Raw genomic sequence first — 14,076 nt, 5'->3', positions numbered from 1 at the left:
GGCACGTTGCCATAGAACATGTTTGTATTTCACATGTACACTGGGGGCATGCAGACCGAGCGAAGTCCATTCCGCCTGGTCCAGGCCCTCCGCTACATCGCAGCCGCCCTCGTCGTCGTCACCCACGCGTGCTACTACACCGCGGAGCGCTTCGACGAACGCGCTCCGCAACTCGCCGGGATCGCCGGGTACGGCGTGTGGCTGTTCTTCGCGATCAGCGGGTTCGTCATGGTGCACGTCGGAGACGACCTCCGTCGCGCCCCAGGGTCCTGGCACCGGTTCGCCCGAGCACGGATCGCGCGGGTCGTACCGCTCTACTGGCTGATGACCACGATCAAGATCATCGCGGTGGTGCTGGCAGGGTCGTTGGTGGTCAACTCCGCGCTCGACCCGCAGACGGTCGTCGCGTCCTACCTGTTCCTGCCCAGCCACGACGAGGCGGGCGCGATCCACCCCCTGTGGGGCGTCGGCTGGACCTTGATGTTCGAGATGGCCTTCTACGCCCTGATGACGCTCGCGCTCGCGATGCGGGTCGATCCGCTCGCGCTCTGCGCACCGGTCCTCATCGCCGCCGCGTCAGCATCGCTCTTCCGGCCCGCAACCGGGTCGCCGTGGTGGTTCTACGCCGACCACGTGACGCTCTACTTCCTCGCCGGGATGATCATCGCTCGCGGCTGGCGCGCACGCCGCCCCGTCTTGACCATCGCCCTGCTCGGTGCCGTCGCGGTCCTGACGGGAACTCTCGGATCCGTACGCGCCGGACGGTTGGACGTCGAGGCTGCTGCCGTCCCGCTCGCCATCTCGACGGTCCTGACGGCGGCGGTCTGGCTGGAAGCCCGGGTGGGCCGGTTCGTGCCTCGCTGGGTGATGATCGGCGGCGCTTCCTCCTACGCGCTCTACCTCGTCCACCCACTCCTGGCGCCGGCCGTCCCCGCGGTGTTCGCCGCCGTCGGCGCGTCCTGGGCGCCGTGGCTCGTGGTCGTCACGATCACGGTCGGCGCGATGCTCGTGATGGCTCCGCTGGCCCACCGTTTCGTCGAGCAACCGATGAACAGGGCTGCCAGGCGGCTGTTGCTCCCGGACCGCGGTGTCCGCTCGTCGCCTGCGAAGCACCTCGGCCCCTCGTCGAGGACAGCGGTCGACCGCACACGGGCTCGACGGCGACGGAGCCCCACCGCGGCCGACCCGTCACCCACCCGCATCTGAACTAGTGTCGGTGCCGTGCGATGGAGTCGAGTGAACTGGCCCTCCGTTGGCTACGTCTCCCTCGAGGACTTCGACGGCCAGCGCGACCACGTGAGCCGACTGCTCGAGGACGCCCCGCCCACCGTCGCCGCGCTGCTGACCGTCACGTGGACCGACGCGCGGGTCGAAGGCTGGACCGTGGAGTCGGCGGACGCCGTCGCGGACCCGGACGACGACGACGCGACGACCCCCGTCGACCTGCCCGGCCACGGTGTGCCCGACCCGGTCGTGGTGCACGCCGACGTCGTGGTCCGGAACGACGAGGTCCTCGACACCCCGGACGGCCTGTGGCGCCGGTGGAACCACGCCAGGGTGTCGCTCCGCCTGCGCGACGCCGTCATCGACCCGCCGGGCATCGACCCCGCGGCGCTGCTCGCCGGTGACGCGCACGTCGCCCGGGGCGAGCTCGAGTACGTCAACGAACACGACGCCTGGGAGCTCCGCCTGCTCGTCTCCCCCGTCGGCGAGGTCGCGATCCGGTTCCGGGGCGTGCGGGTGTCGATCCGGAGCGTCGCCGAGTCGGTGTACGCAGGCCTTGGCGAGCGTCCAGCGCGGGGCTGGCACGGTCCGGTGCCGGACGGCTGGGTGGAGTACGCGACCGAGGTCGTGCGGGCCGCGGCGTACGGCGACCTGGGTGGTCTGCACCTGGCCGACGACGCGAGCGACGTCGACGACGTCGACCAGCGGTGGGGCTTCGCGCCGCTGCACGCCGCCGCGTGGTTCGACCGCCCCGAGATGCTCGAGGAACTCCTGCGCCGCGGGGCGTCGGTCCAGCTCACCGACACCGAGGGACGCACGCCGCTGACGCTGGCGATCGACCGTGACGCACGACGGGCGGTCGACGTGCTGGTCGCCGCGGGTGCCGACCTGGAGGCCCGGGACGGCGACGGTAACTCCCCGATCGTCCGTGCCGCGTGGGGTGGGCACGCCGCGATCGTCCGTGCCCTCGCCGACGCGGGTGCGGACACCGGCGTCCGTGGGTCGCGGGGCGTCACGCTGCTCATCGCGGCGGTCGACTCGGGCGACGTCGACACGGTCCGCGCGGTGCTCGGACTCGACGTCGAGCGCGGTGCCGAGGACGACGAGGGGTCCACGGCCGCGGACCGAGCGGCGTTGCTCCGCGAGACCGCCGTCGCCGACCTGCTCGCCGCCGACGGCTGAGCCTGCGGACACGTCCTCAGCCGCGCAGGGCGCAGCGAGCAGCGCGCACGCACCGCACGGCCGTGCGCTGACGGACCGCGGCGGGCCCGAGACGCACCACGAGGCGGACGTGACGGGGCGCGACGGACGGGAGCAGGGCCTCCCGTCCGCCGCGCGTCTGCGGGGTCGACCGTCCTAGACGGCGACCGGCTCGAGGGCGTTCGCCTGCGCGACCCGCCCGTACCAGCGGGCGGAGTCCTTCGGCGTGCGCTCGAAGGTCTCCGGGTCCCACGCCACGAGCCCGAAGGTCGGGCGGAACCCGGAGGCCCACTCGTAGTTGTCGAGGAGCGACCAGTGCTGGTAGCCGAGCACCTGGATGCCGTCCTCGATGCAGCGGTGGATCCCCTCGAGGGCACCCTGCGTGTAGGCGATGCGACGGGAGTCGTCAGCGGTGGCGATGCCGTTCTCGGTGATCATCAGCGGGACACCGCCGGAGAGCTCCCACGCGCTGCGGAGCCCGTCGGCCGAGGCCTCGGGGTAGAACTCCCAACCGGTCAGTGTGGTCTCGACGTCGTCAGCGACGGGCAGGGGGCCGTCCGGCCCGATGAACGTGCGGGTGTAGGCCTGCACGCCGAGGAAGTCGTCGCCGGCGGCCTGCTCGAGGTACCAGTCGTCGCGCGGGTACCCGTACTCGCGGAGCATCGCGTCCGCCCCGGGCTCGCCGTTGGACTTGAACGCCTGCGTCGCGACGGTCCACCCGGACTGGAGGCCCGACACCTGTCCCAGGACCTCGCGCGACCGCCGGTGGCTGGCCAGCAGGGCGTCGGCGACACCCAGGTCGGGGTTCGGCAGACCGTAGGCGACCAGGTTCGCGGCGTCCTCGCCTCCGGCGAGCATCGCCGCGATGTTCGGCTCGTTGATCGTGCAGACGTAGCGGACGCCGTCCTGCACGATCGGCAGTGCCGCCTCGGTGTAGCGGGCGAACAGGTCGGCGGCGTCGGGTGCGCGCCAGAAGCCGTCGCGCTCGAACCAGCGGGGCACCGTGAAGTGCATGAGGGTGACGATCGGCTCGATGCCGAACTCGTGGCAGGCGTCGACCATGCGGCGGTAGTGGTCGATCTCGGCACGGCTGACGAACCCGCGCTCCGGCTCGATGCGGGCCCACTCGACGCTGAACCGGTACGAGTTCAGGCCGAGGTCGGCGGCGATGCGGATGTCGTCGCGGTAGCGGTGGTAGCTGTCGGCCGCGTCGCCCGAGGGTTCGACGATGGTGGTGTCGGGCTCGTGCTCGTGCACCCACCAGTTGCTGTTGACGTTGTTGCCCTCGATCTGGTGGGCGGCGGTGGCGGCACCCCAGAGGAAGCCGTCGGGGAACTGCAGGGTGGAGATGATGGTGCCTTTCGTGCGGGTTCGGGTCAGTGCTGGCTGAGGAATGCGTCGAACACGGCGACCGTGCCGAGGGGGTTCTCGACCTGGGGGCCGTGGTAGCTCGCCGGGATCACCTCGTACGCCGCCCCGGTGTCCTCGGCCATCTGCCGCTGCCACGGGATCGGCCAGGCGCCGTCCCACTCGCCGTGCGTGACGAGGACCGGGAGCCCGGTGGCCCGGAGCTCGGCGGACGAGTCGGTGTGGTCCTCGAGGATGTGCCCGCCTGCGACGACGCTGAGCGGGCTCGTGGCGTCGAAGCGGTCGCGGACCATCCTGACGTCGTCGGGGAGCTCCTCGTCGGGGCGGTAGGCCCAGAGCGGGTTCGTCGAGTCGAACAGCTGCCGGAGGTTCCCGCCGGTGTCGTGCAGGATCGTCAGCTCGGCGACCTTGCGGTACGGCCAGCCGTACGGGCCGGAGCAGAACTGCACGACGTCGCGGAAGGACCCCGGCGAGGCGATGGCTGCCTCGCGGGCGATCACGCCGCCGAGCGAGTGGCCGATCAGGTGCACGGGGGCGCCGTCGTCGAGCAGGGCGGCGACCCGGACGACGTCGGCGGCCTCCTGGTCGAGGGAGTAGTCCGACGGCGAGGTCGGCGCTGCCGAGTCCGCCTGCCCGCGCCGGCTGATCGCCACCGCGGTCCACCCGGCGTCGCGGAGGACGGGCATGAAGGTGCGCCAGTCCTCCTTCGAGCCGGTGTACCCGGGGACGATCAGGACCGTGCCCTTCGACTCCCCCGCGGGCACGACGCGGTAGGCGGTGAGTCGGCCGACGGCTAGGTCGATGCCGACGACGTCGACACCGTCCGGGGTGGGCAGGTGGCCGAAGGACGGGACGGACGGGAAGTCGAGCAACGTGGTCATGCGAGCAGTGTCCGCCGCGGGTTCGGCACGGCGTCCAGCAGGGCGACCGTGTAGTCGTCCTGCGGGTGCTGCAGGACATCGGCGGTCCGGCCCCGCTCCACCACCGCGCCGTCGTGCAGCACCATGATGTCGTCGGTGATGAGCCGCGCGCTCAGCAGGTCGTGCGTGATGTAGAGGAGCGAGACGCCCCACTGCTCGCGCAGGTCCTCGAGCAGGGCGAGCACACCGGCGCGGAGCGTGACGTCGAGCATCGAGACCGGCTCGTCGGCGATGATGACCTGCGGGTCGCTCGCCAGGGCCCGGGCGATGACGACGCGCTGCCGCTGCCCGCCGGAGAGCTGGTGCGGGAGCTTCTGCGCGAACTGCTCCACCGGGGTGAGTCCGACGGTCTCGAGCAGCTCGAGCACCCGGCGCCGGGCGTCGCGGCCGCGCAGCCCGGTGTAGTTCGCGATCGGTCGGGACAGCGTGTACTCGACCGTGTGCAGCGGGTTGAGCGCCGAGTACGGGTCCTGGAACACCATCTGCACCTCGGAGCGCAGGTCGCGCAGACCGCGCTTGCCGAGCCGGGCGACGTCGAGGTCACCGAACCGGACCGTGCCCGTCGTGGGCTTCTCGACCCCGGTGAGCAGCTTCGCGATGGTGGACTTGCCCGAACCGGACTGGCCGACCAGGGCGAGCGACTGCCCGGGCTCGAGGGTGAACGACACGTCGCGCACGGCCTGCACCGGCTGCTCGCCGCGGCGGGGCGCCGGGTAGGTCTTGACGATGTGGTCGACGACGATCGGGTTCCGGGCGGCACTGCGCTCGCGGGAGCCGACGGTGCTGAACGAGCTGGTGGTCTCCTGCCGCGTGGCCGACGGGTCACGGAGCGACCGGTCCGGGAAGCCCGGCAGCGACACCACCTCGGCACGGGGGTCGGCGTAGTGCGAGAGCAGCATCTGCGTGTACTCGTCCTGCGGGTCGCGCAGGATGTCCTTCGAGCCGCCGTCCTCGACGATGCGGCCCTCGTGCATGACGAGGACGCGCTCGGTGGCCTCGAGCACGATGCCGAGGTCGTGGCTGATGAGGATCGCTGTGAAGCCCTCGGAGCGCTGGAGCTCGATGATCGTGTCCATGACGGCGTGCTGCACGAGCACGTCGAGCGCGGTCGTCGGCTCGTCGAACACCATGAGCTGCGGCTCGAGCGACAGGGCGAGCGCGATCGAGACGCGCTGCCGCATGCCGCCGGACAGCTCACCGGGGAAGCGGGCGAGCATCGACGTCGGCAGCTTGACCTTGCCGATGAGCTCCTGCATGCGGGCGTCCCAGCGGTCGCGCGGCACGTGGCCGTGCGCCGTGAAGACGTCGATGAAGTGGTTGCGGATGGTGCGCACCGGGTTGAGCGCGTTCATGCCGGACTGCAGCACCATGGCGAAGCCGCCCTGCCGCTGCTGGCGGAGTGCTTCGTCGTCGAGGTCGCGGATGTCGTGTCCGTTGAACACGATGCTGCCGCCGTTCGTGCGCGCCGGCGGCTTCTGCAGCCGGGTCAGCGCGTAGCCGAGCGTCGACTTGCCGGAACCGGACTCGCCGACCAGGCCGACGAACTCGCCCTTCGCGAGCTGGAACGACACGTGGTCGACGGCCTGGACGGCCTGCTGGCCGGCCGACTCGTAGACGACCGACAGGTCGCGGACGTCGAGCAGGACGTCCTGCGTGGCGCGCGTGGCGTCGGAGGGGAGGCGCGTGGCGGCGCCGGTGGGCGCCTCCAGGCCGTCTGCCGGGTGCGTTTCTGGCAAGCCGCTCATGCGCGCTTCTCCTTACGGGGCCGCGCGCCCTCGCGCAGCCGCGGGTTGGACACGGCGTCGACGCCGAAGTTGATCAGGGTGAGGCTCATCGCGAGCAGGGCGATGCAGAGGCCCGGGGCGAACAGCAGGATCCACTGGCCGGTGAGGAGCGCGTTCGAGTTCTGCGCCCAGTACAGGATCGTGCCCCAGCTGACGATCGACGAGTCGCCGAGGCCCAGGAACTCGAGCCCCGCCTCGGCGAGGATCGCGCTCGTCGCTGCCCCGAAGAAGCTGCCGACGATCAGGCTCGTCATGTTCGGCAGGATCTCGCGGAAGACGATGCGGGTCGCGCCGTCCCCGGAGAACTGGGCGGCGGTGACGAAGTCCCGGCCGCGCAGCGACTGGGTCTGGCTGCGGAGCACGCGAGCACCCCACGCCCACCCGGTCACCACGATGACCGCGATGATCACCGCGATGCCGCCGTTCTGCAGGTAGGCGGCGATGACGATCATCAGGGGCAGACCCGGGATGACGAGGAACAGGTTGACGATGAACCCGATGACCTCGGCGATCCAGCCGCGGATGTAACCCCAGCTCAGACCGATCGCGACGGCGACGAGGGTGGAGAGCAGGCCCGCGACCGCACCGACGAGCACGGAGACCCGGGCGCCGTAGATCAACTGGGAGAGGACGTCCTCGCCGGCGGCGGTGGTGCCCATCCAGTGCGCCCAGGTGGCGTCGGCGTTGCGCTCGAAGCCGTTCTGGCTGGCGCCGTAGGGGGCGAGGAGCGGGGCGGCGATCGCCACGAGGACGAAGAAGCCGAGGATGCACAGGCCGATGCGGGCCTTCGTGTTGCTCCAGACGACGCCGAACTGGCGGGCGGCGGCGCGCCACTTGGAGGGCGCTTGGGCTTCGTCTTGGGTACGTACTGCGATCGTGGTCATCGGTGTGCCCCCGGGTGCTCGGTGTGGGCGCAGCACGCCGCCTTCGTCATGTTGTTGGTCATCGACGTGCCCCCGGGTGCTTGATGTGGGCGCAGCACGCCGCCTTCGTGATGTTGTTGGTCATCGACGCGTCCTCGGGTCCAGGACGCCGTACAGGACGTCCACGATGAAGTTGGCGATGAGCACCGACACGGTGATCATCAGGAAGAGGGCCTGCATGAGCGGGTAGTCCTGCCCGATCACGGCGTTGAAGAGCAGGTAGCCGATGCCCGGGTAGCCGAACACCTGCTCGACCAGCACCGAGCCGCCGACCACGCCACCGAGCGCCAGGCCGAAGCCGGTCAGGTTCGGCAGGATCGCGTTGCGCGCGGCGTACCGGACGGCGACCGTGCGACCGCGGAGGCCGTTGGCCTCGGCGAAGGTGACGTAGTCGTCGCCGAGGGTGTTGATCATCGCGTTGCGCATGCCGATGATCCAGCCTCCGAGGCTCGTCACGAGGATCGTCACGGCCGGCAGGACCGCGTGCCGCAGGACGTCGCCGATGTAGGTGCCGTTCCAGCCCGGGACGCTCGTCGCGGACGACGCCCCGGTGGTCGGGAACCAGTGCAGGACGTAGCCGAGGAAGAACAGCAGCAGGAGCGCCGTCCAGAAGTACGGGAACGTCGACATGAAGCTGCCGGACAGGGTCGGGAGCGAGTCGAGCCACGTGCCGCGCTTCCACGCCGCCGCGACACCGATCAGCGTTCCGATGACGAACGCCAGGACCGTCACCGTGCCGACGAGCACGAGCGTGTACGGCAGTGCGCGGCCGACCAGGTCACCGACCGGCTGCGGGTAGAACGTGTAGCTCGTGCCGAAGTCGAGGGTGACGACCTGGTGCAGGTAGCTGACGTACTGGTCCCAGAGGTTGCCGCTGGGGACGCCGAGCTGGGCCTCGATGGCCTTCTTCGTGGCGTCGGTGACCGGACCGTTCTGGCTGAGCTTCGCGAGCGCGGCGTCGGACGGGCTGCCCGGCATGAGGCGCGGGAGCACGAAGTTCAGCGTGACCGCGGCCCAGAGGGTGAGGACGAAGAGGACGAGTTTCTGGAGGATGTACTTCACTTGCCTGCCTCCTTCTGCTGCGTCTTCTGCTCCTCGAGGATCGCCTTGCCCGCGGCGCTGTCGCGGAGCCGGAGCTTCGTGAAGATGAGCAGCGGTGCGGAGTCGTAGTTCTGCGGTGCCATGTACGGGTCCTCGGCGCTCGGCCAGCCGACGAACTTGCCGGTGTTGAACAGGCCCCAGAGCCCGCCGTAGTACATGCCGATCACGGGCAGGTCGTCGTACACGATGGCCTGCAGCTGGTCCAGGATCCGCTGCTGCTCGGCGCGGTCGGTCGTACCGCGGTACTCGTCGAGGAGCTTCTGGGTGTCCGCGTTCTTGTAGCGCTCGAAGTTGTTCACCGTCGACTTGCCGACCGGCTGGTAGAAGTCGCTCGACAACAGGGAGTTGTACGCCTGGAAGACGTCGCCGTTCCCCATGCCGCCCATCGCCATGTCGAACTTGCCGTTGTTGATGTTCTGCTGGTAGCCGGCGGGCTGCGGCGCCTGGATCTGCACCTTCACGCCGATCTTCCCGAGGTCACGCTGCACCTGCTGCGCGGCACGGAGCCAGTCCGAGTAGCCGTTCGCGGTCATGAGGTTGATCTCGAGCTGCTTGCCGTCCTTGACGAGCTTGCCGCCCTGCTGCTCGTAGCCGGACTTCGCGAACTCGGCGAGGGCACGGTCGGTGTCCTGCGTGATCATCCCCTCGTCGGGGATCGATGGGTCGAGGTACTGCTCCTGGTTCGGCAGGATCAGGCCGGTCTGGCCCGCGGCGCTGAGGTTGCCCTCGGAGGCGGTCTCGGCGATGCCATCGCGGTCCAGCGCGTAGGAGATGCCCTTGCGCACGTTGACGTCGTTGTACGGCGCCTTCGTCAGGTTCGGGATGAGACCGATCACGCCGCCGGCGGGGAACCACCACTGGTTCGTGTCGGACGCGGCCCCCCACGTGCCCTTGACGTCCGAGATGAACGAGTACGCCCAGTCGTAGCCGCGCGTGACGGTGTCGAGCTGCGTGTTCGTCGCGGGGAGCACGAGGTGCTTGATCGCGATCTTGTCGGCCTGCCAGTACGTCGGGTTCTTGTCCATCGAGTACTGCTGGTCGGAGTAGTTGCCGAGCACGAACGGGCCGGTGCCGACCGGGTCCGGGTCGCGCCAGGTGACCGGGTCCTTCACCTTCCCGTAGTGGTGCTCGGGGAGGATGTAGGTCGCGCCGATGATGTTGAGGCTCGGGACGTCCTCGCCGTTGAGGTGGAAGACCAGGTGGTCGCCGTCCCGCTCGATGCGGTCGATGTGCTGCCACGCGCCCTTGACGTCCATCGCCGGGAACTTCTTGAGCAGGTCGAACGTGAAGAGGACGTCCTCGGGGGTGAACGGCGTGCCGTCGGACCACTCGACACCCTTCCGGATCGTCATGTCGATCGTCCGCGCGTCGGGCAGCTCCCACGAGCTCGCGAGCCACGGGGTGCCCTTGCCGTCGAGCGGGTTGATCTCGATGAGCGGCTCGTACATCCACTTGCTCGCAGTGCGGGCGTTCGGGATGTACGGGTTGAAGTTGCGGTCGAACAGCGGGTTGCCGCGGTCCGCGTTGATGAGCATCGTGTCCTTGCCGATCGTGGGATCGGGTTCGGAGCGGACCTGGATGCTGCAGCCGGTGGCGACCAGGGCCACCGCGGCGAGCCCGGCGATGGCGGCGACGAGCCGTCCACGCCGTCGTGTGCCGGCTCGGGTGCCGGTGCGCGGTCCGGGAGCGCGGGTCCCGGGGTCGCGCGTGCCGCGCGTGCGCTGTGGGGGAAGCGTCATTGCTCGGTCGACCTCCATGTCGATTCGGTACGTGCTCAATGTATGCGCTTACATGGCGGCGCGCAACACGGGTGGTTCCGTACCGGGGCGGCACGTCCTGGACCGCTCGGGGACTCGGGGCGGCCCGAGCGGCCGGGGAGGGCGCGGCGCGCTGGCCCGGCCCGCTACAGCGACGGCGGGCAGCTCTCGCGCAGCAGCACCTCGACGGGCAGGCGCACCGCACGCGGCGGACCCTCGCGGCGCTCCAGGCGGTCCACGATCGCCAGCACGGCGGCACGGCCGAGCGCACCCATCGGCTGGTGCACCGTGGTCAGCGGCGGTGACGAGAACCGCGCAGCGTCGATGCCGTCGAACCCGGTGACGACGACGTCCTCGGGCACCCGCAGCCCCCGGGCCGCCGCCGCGTCGAGCACCCCGAGCGCCGACTGGTCGTTCGAGCACACGACGGCCCGCGGGACGTCCCCGGCGAGCAGCTGGTCGGCGAGCTCCCGCGCCCGGGCCCGCCCGAAGTCGCCGTGCACCACCCGCACCGCCGATGCCGGCACGCCGTGGTCGGCCAACGCGGCCCGGAACCCGGCGGACCGCTCCATGTCGTCCGGCGAGTCGATCGGCCCGGCGACGTACGCGAGCGACCGGATCCCCAGGCGCCCGATCACGTGCGACGCGAGCGTGCGCATGCCGGCGGCGTTGTCGACGCTCACCGAGTCGAAGCCGTGCGAGCGCCGGTCGTCGGCGAGCACCACGACCGGGATGCGTCGGGCGACGTGGTCGAGCAGGTCGTCCGGCACGGTCTGCGCCAGCACGGCGAGACCGTCGACCCGGCCGGCGACGTCGTTGACGATGACGTCACGGGACGACCCGCGCCCGGCTGCGACCATCAGCGCGAGGCCCCGCTGCCAGGCCTCGGTCTCGGCGCCGCGCAGGACCTCGTCGAAGTACAGGTTCGACGAGAACGGCTGGGTGACGTGCCGGCGGTCGTCCACCACGCGCACGCCGCCGTCGGTCACCAGGTCCGGTCGCTCGTCGGGCACGACGTCGAACCCGGGCAGCAGCAGCCCGACGACGCCCGTCCGCTTGCCGGCGAGACCGCGGGCGTTGCCGGAGGGGACGTAGCCGAGGGTCCGGATCGCCGCCTGGACGCGGTCCCGGGTGCCCTCGCGGACGGCGTCCGGCGTGCGGAGCACGCGGGAGACGGTCGCGATGGAGACACCGGCGGCGGACGCGACGTCGTAGACGGTGGGCGGTGCGGTGCGCTGGTCGGCCAAGCCGTGCCTCCCGTCCGCCGTCCGCTGGAGCCGCGCCTCGTCTGCGCGGCCGGACCATCCTAGGCACGACCCGGAGCGCGGTTTCTCCACAGGGGAACGGCGGGTGCTTGCGGGACCGTACCGTCCGCGCGACACTGTTGCGACCTCAGTACGTCCCGTGAGGAAGCGCACCAGCGGGCCGCCTGCCCGCACCGTTCTGGTTGCCCACACACGCAGGGAAGGACACCGACATGTCGCAGTCGACACGTTCCGGGAGCAAGCTCGCCAACCGCGCGAGCCACGACGAGGCCGAGGTGCGTGCTGCACTGCTCGAACGCACGGAGGGCACGACGTTCGACGACGTCGATCCGACCCAGGAGCCGGTCGACCGGCCGTAGCGGCGGCTCGTCGGGCCCTCACCGCACCGACGAGCGGTCGGGAGGCGCGGCGCACGCCCGCGCGTCCGGCACGCACCGACGGAGTGCGACCGCGAGTGGTCCCGTCCACGGCATGGACGGCCCGTCAGCGCTCGGTCGCGCCGACGATCGTCATGCCCGCACCGCGCAGGCGACGACGCTCCTGGGCGATCCAGCTGAGCAGGCGGTCGTTCGTGCCGGCGACGTGTGCCGAGACGAGCTGCGCCGCGCGGTCGGCGTCACCGTCCCGGACGGCGTCGATGATCGCGCTGTGCTCCTGCCATGCGGCGTCGCGCGCCTCGGGGGTCCGGACCTCGATCCAGCGGGTCCGCTCCAACCGCGTCAGGGCGTCGGCGATCGCATCGGTGACGAACCGGTTGCCACCGAGCGCAGCGAGCTCGAGGTGGAACGTCGACCCCATCCGGATGCCGGCCTGCTGGTCCGGCGAGGGCCGGAGGTCGTCGAGGTGCCCGCGGACCTCGGCCAGCTGCTCGGCGTCGGCGCGCTCGACCGCGAGCCGGACGGCGGCGGGTTCGAGGATGCCGCGCAGCTCGGCGAGCGAGGCGATCTCGTCGAGGTCGATCGGCGTGACCGTCCACGAGCGCCCCTCGTGAAGGATGAGCCCCTCGCGCTCGAGCCGCGACAGTGCGGCGCGGACGGGGGTGCGTGAGGCGTGGAACCGGGCCTCGAGTCCGCGCTCGGAGATGCGCTCCCCCGGCGCGATGTCGAGGGTCAGGATGGCTGCGCGCAGGTTGTCGTAGAGCTGGGCCGTCTGCGACACGGGCGCGGCGTCGGTCGTGTCGGTCACGGCGGACAAGCCTAGTGGCGAGTGGGCGGGAATGGTATACCGTCCTGGTATACCAATCCGTTCCAGGGCGAAGCGATGGCATGACCGCGACCACTCCTCCCACTCCGACCAGCCCGCGCGCCTGGACGATGCTGGCCCTCGGCGTCGGTGCCCAGGCCGCGGGCACGCTCGTGGTGACCGCTCCAGCCCTGCTCATCCCCTCCCTGCACGCGGACGGGACCCCGCTGCCCGTGGCCGGCCTGCTCTCCGCCGCGCCCACCTTCGGCATGGTGCTGACGCTCATCGCGTGGGGTGCGATCACCGACCGCATCGGCGAACGTGTCGTCATCGCCGGTGGGCTCGCCCTCACCACGATCGCGGCCGTCGGGGCGTGGGCGGCGGCGGGCGACCCGGTCCTGCTCGGCCTCGCGTTCCTGGCCGGGGGCATGACGAGTGCATCGACCAACGCGGCGAGCGGGCGGGTCGTGGTCGGCTGGTTCCCGAAGGAGCGGCGCGGCCTGGCGATGGGGATCCGGCAGATGTCCCAGCCCCTCGGCGTGACGCTCGCCGCCCTCACGGTCCCGCAGCTCGCCGAGGCGTCGAGCATCCGGGCCGCCCTGGTGCTGCCGGTCGTCCTGTGCGCGGTGCTCGCCGTCTGCTGTGCGGTCGGGATCACGGACCCTCCGCGTCCGGCCCGTGCCGCCGTGGCGACGGTGCCGGCCAACCCCTACCGGTCCGACGGCTTCCTGTGGCGGGTGCACGCCGTGTCGGTCCTGCTCGTGGTGCCGCAGTTCACGCTGTCGACGTACGGCCTCGTCTGGCTCGTGGGCCTCGGCTGGTCGACTCCGGCGGCCGGGTTGCTCGTCGGCGCCTCGCAGTTCGTCGGGGCCGTCGGCCGGATCCTCGTGGGCGTCTGGAGCGACCGGGTCGGGTCGCGGGTCGGGCCGCTGCGGGTCGTCGCGGTCGGTGCCGCCGCCGTGATGGGGCTGCTCGCGCTCGTCGACGTCACGCACCTGGCAGCCGGGGCCGTGTTCCTGGTCATCGCGACGAGCGTCACGGTCGCCGACAACGGCCTGGCCTACACGTCCGTCGCCGAGGCGGCAGGGCCGTACTGGTCCGGCCGGGCTCTCGGCGCGCAGAACACCGGTCAGTTCATCGCGGCGAGCGCCGTCGGCCCCGGTGTCGGTGCGTTGGTCACGACGGTCGGCTTCGCGGGGTCGTTCGGCATCGTCGCCGTCCTGCCGCTGCTGGCACTGCCCCTGGTCCCCCGCGTCGACCGCTCGTCCGACTGACCGGCGCCGGCGGAGCGACGGACGGGAGGCCCGTGGCGGGGTCGCCACGGGCCTCCCGTCCGTCACCGGGTCAGCACA

The 14,076-nt window shown here is 71.3% G+C and carries 12 protein-coding genes; 4 read left to right on the top strand and 8 right to left on the bottom strand.

Going from position 1 to position 14,076, the window contains the following annotated elements; genetic code table 11:
- Positions 1 to 48: 48 nt before the first annotated feature.
- Entirely contained in the window at positions 49 to 1,206 is a 1,158-nt protein-coding gene (locus tag I8920_RS02135) for an acyltransferase family protein (RefSeq protein WP_198657553.1), read from the top strand.
- Between the two features lie 15 nt (positions 1,207 to 1,221).
- Entirely contained in the window at positions 1,222 to 2,406 is a 1,185-nt protein-coding gene (locus tag I8920_RS02130) for an ankyrin repeat domain-containing protein (RefSeq protein ID WP_198657552.1), read from the top strand.
- 174 nt (positions 2,407 to 2,580) lie between these two features.
- Here I8920_RS02130 and I8920_RS02125 read toward each other — a convergent pair whose 3' ends face one another.
- The 7 genes from I8920_RS02125 to I8920_RS02095 form a co-directional block, all read right to left on the bottom strand.
- Complete coding sequence (locus tag I8920_RS02125) at positions 2,581 to 3,777, bottom strand: glycoside hydrolase family 1 protein (RefSeq protein WP_442873587.1); 1,197 nt, start codon at positions 3,775 to 3,777, stop codon at positions 2,581 to 2,583.
- A gap of 23 nt (positions 3,778 to 3,800) precedes the next feature.
- Positions 3,801 to 4,673 carry an alpha/beta fold hydrolase gene (locus tag I8920_RS02120; protein ID WP_198657551.1) on the bottom strand — a complete coding sequence of 291 codons (873 nt, stop codon included), beginning with the start codon at positions 4,671 to 4,673 and terminating at the stop codon, positions 3,801 to 3,803.
- Entirely contained in the window at positions 4,670 to 6,457 is a 1,788-nt protein-coding gene (locus I8920_RS02115; RefSeq protein WP_232832792.1) for an ABC transporter ATP-binding protein, read from the bottom strand. The genes I8920_RS02120 and I8920_RS02115 overlap by 4 nt, the downstream gene beginning before the upstream one ends.
- The gene (locus I8920_RS02110) at positions 6,454 to 7,380 is read right to left on the bottom strand and encodes an ABC transporter permease (protein WP_198657550.1); all 927 of its coding nucleotides are present in this window, start codon (positions 7,378 to 7,380) and stop codon (positions 6,454 to 6,456) included. Before I8920_RS02110 ends, I8920_RS02115 begins: the two co-directional genes overlap by 4 nt.
- A 120-nt stretch (positions 7,381 to 7,500) precedes the next feature.
- Positions 7,501 to 8,481: an ABC transporter permease gene (locus I8920_RS02105; protein ID WP_066651916.1), complete on the bottom strand. Its 981-nt coding sequence runs from the start codon at positions 8,479 to 8,481 to the stop codon at positions 7,501 to 7,503.
- Positions 8,478 to 10,298, bottom strand: coding sequence for an ABC transporter substrate-binding protein (locus tag I8920_RS02100; protein ID WP_232832791.1), 1,821 nt, complete (start codon positions 10,296 to 10,298; stop codon positions 8,478 to 8,480). The genes I8920_RS02105 and I8920_RS02100 overlap by 4 nt, the downstream gene beginning before the upstream one ends.
- Before the next feature lie 125 nt (positions 10,299 to 10,423).
- Positions 10,424 to 11,524 carry a LacI family DNA-binding transcriptional regulator gene (locus I8920_RS02095; RefSeq protein ID WP_198657549.1) on the bottom strand — a complete coding sequence of 367 codons (1,101 nt, stop codon included), beginning with the start codon at positions 11,522 to 11,524 and terminating at the stop codon, positions 10,424 to 10,426.
- Positions 11,525 to 11,754: 230 nt separating this feature from the next.
- Between I8920_RS02095 and I8920_RS02090 the strand changes: the two genes are divergently transcribed.
- Positions 11,755 to 11,901: a hypothetical protein gene (locus I8920_RS02090; protein ID WP_198657548.1), complete on the top strand. Its 147-nt coding sequence runs from the start codon at positions 11,755 to 11,757 to the stop codon at positions 11,899 to 11,901.
- A 124-nt stretch (positions 11,902 to 12,025) separates the two neighbouring features.
- Here I8920_RS02090 and I8920_RS02085 read toward each other — a convergent pair whose 3' ends face one another.
- Complete coding sequence (locus I8920_RS02085; RefSeq protein ID WP_232832790.1) at positions 12,026 to 12,727, bottom strand: GntR family transcriptional regulator; 702 nt, start codon at positions 12,725 to 12,727, stop codon at positions 12,026 to 12,028.
- Positions 12,728 to 12,807: 80 nt separating this feature from the next.
- On the opposite strand from I8920_RS02085, the gene I8920_RS02080 reads away from it, so the two are divergent.
- A complete protein-coding gene (locus I8920_RS02080) occupies positions 12,808 to 13,998 on the top strand; it encodes an MFS transporter (RefSeq protein ID WP_198657546.1) in 1,191 nt (396 codons plus the stop codon).
- Positions 13,999 to 14,076: the final 78 nt, after the last annotated feature.

Origin of the sequence: Curtobacterium sp. YC1 (assembly GCF_016267665.1) — a bacterium.
Classification (GTDB): Bacteria; Actinomycetota; Actinomycetes; order Actinomycetales; family Microbacteriaceae; genus Curtobacterium.
The sequence above is the reverse complement of the archived record's forward strand: the minus strand, read 5'-3'. Positions and strand labels throughout refer to the sequence as shown.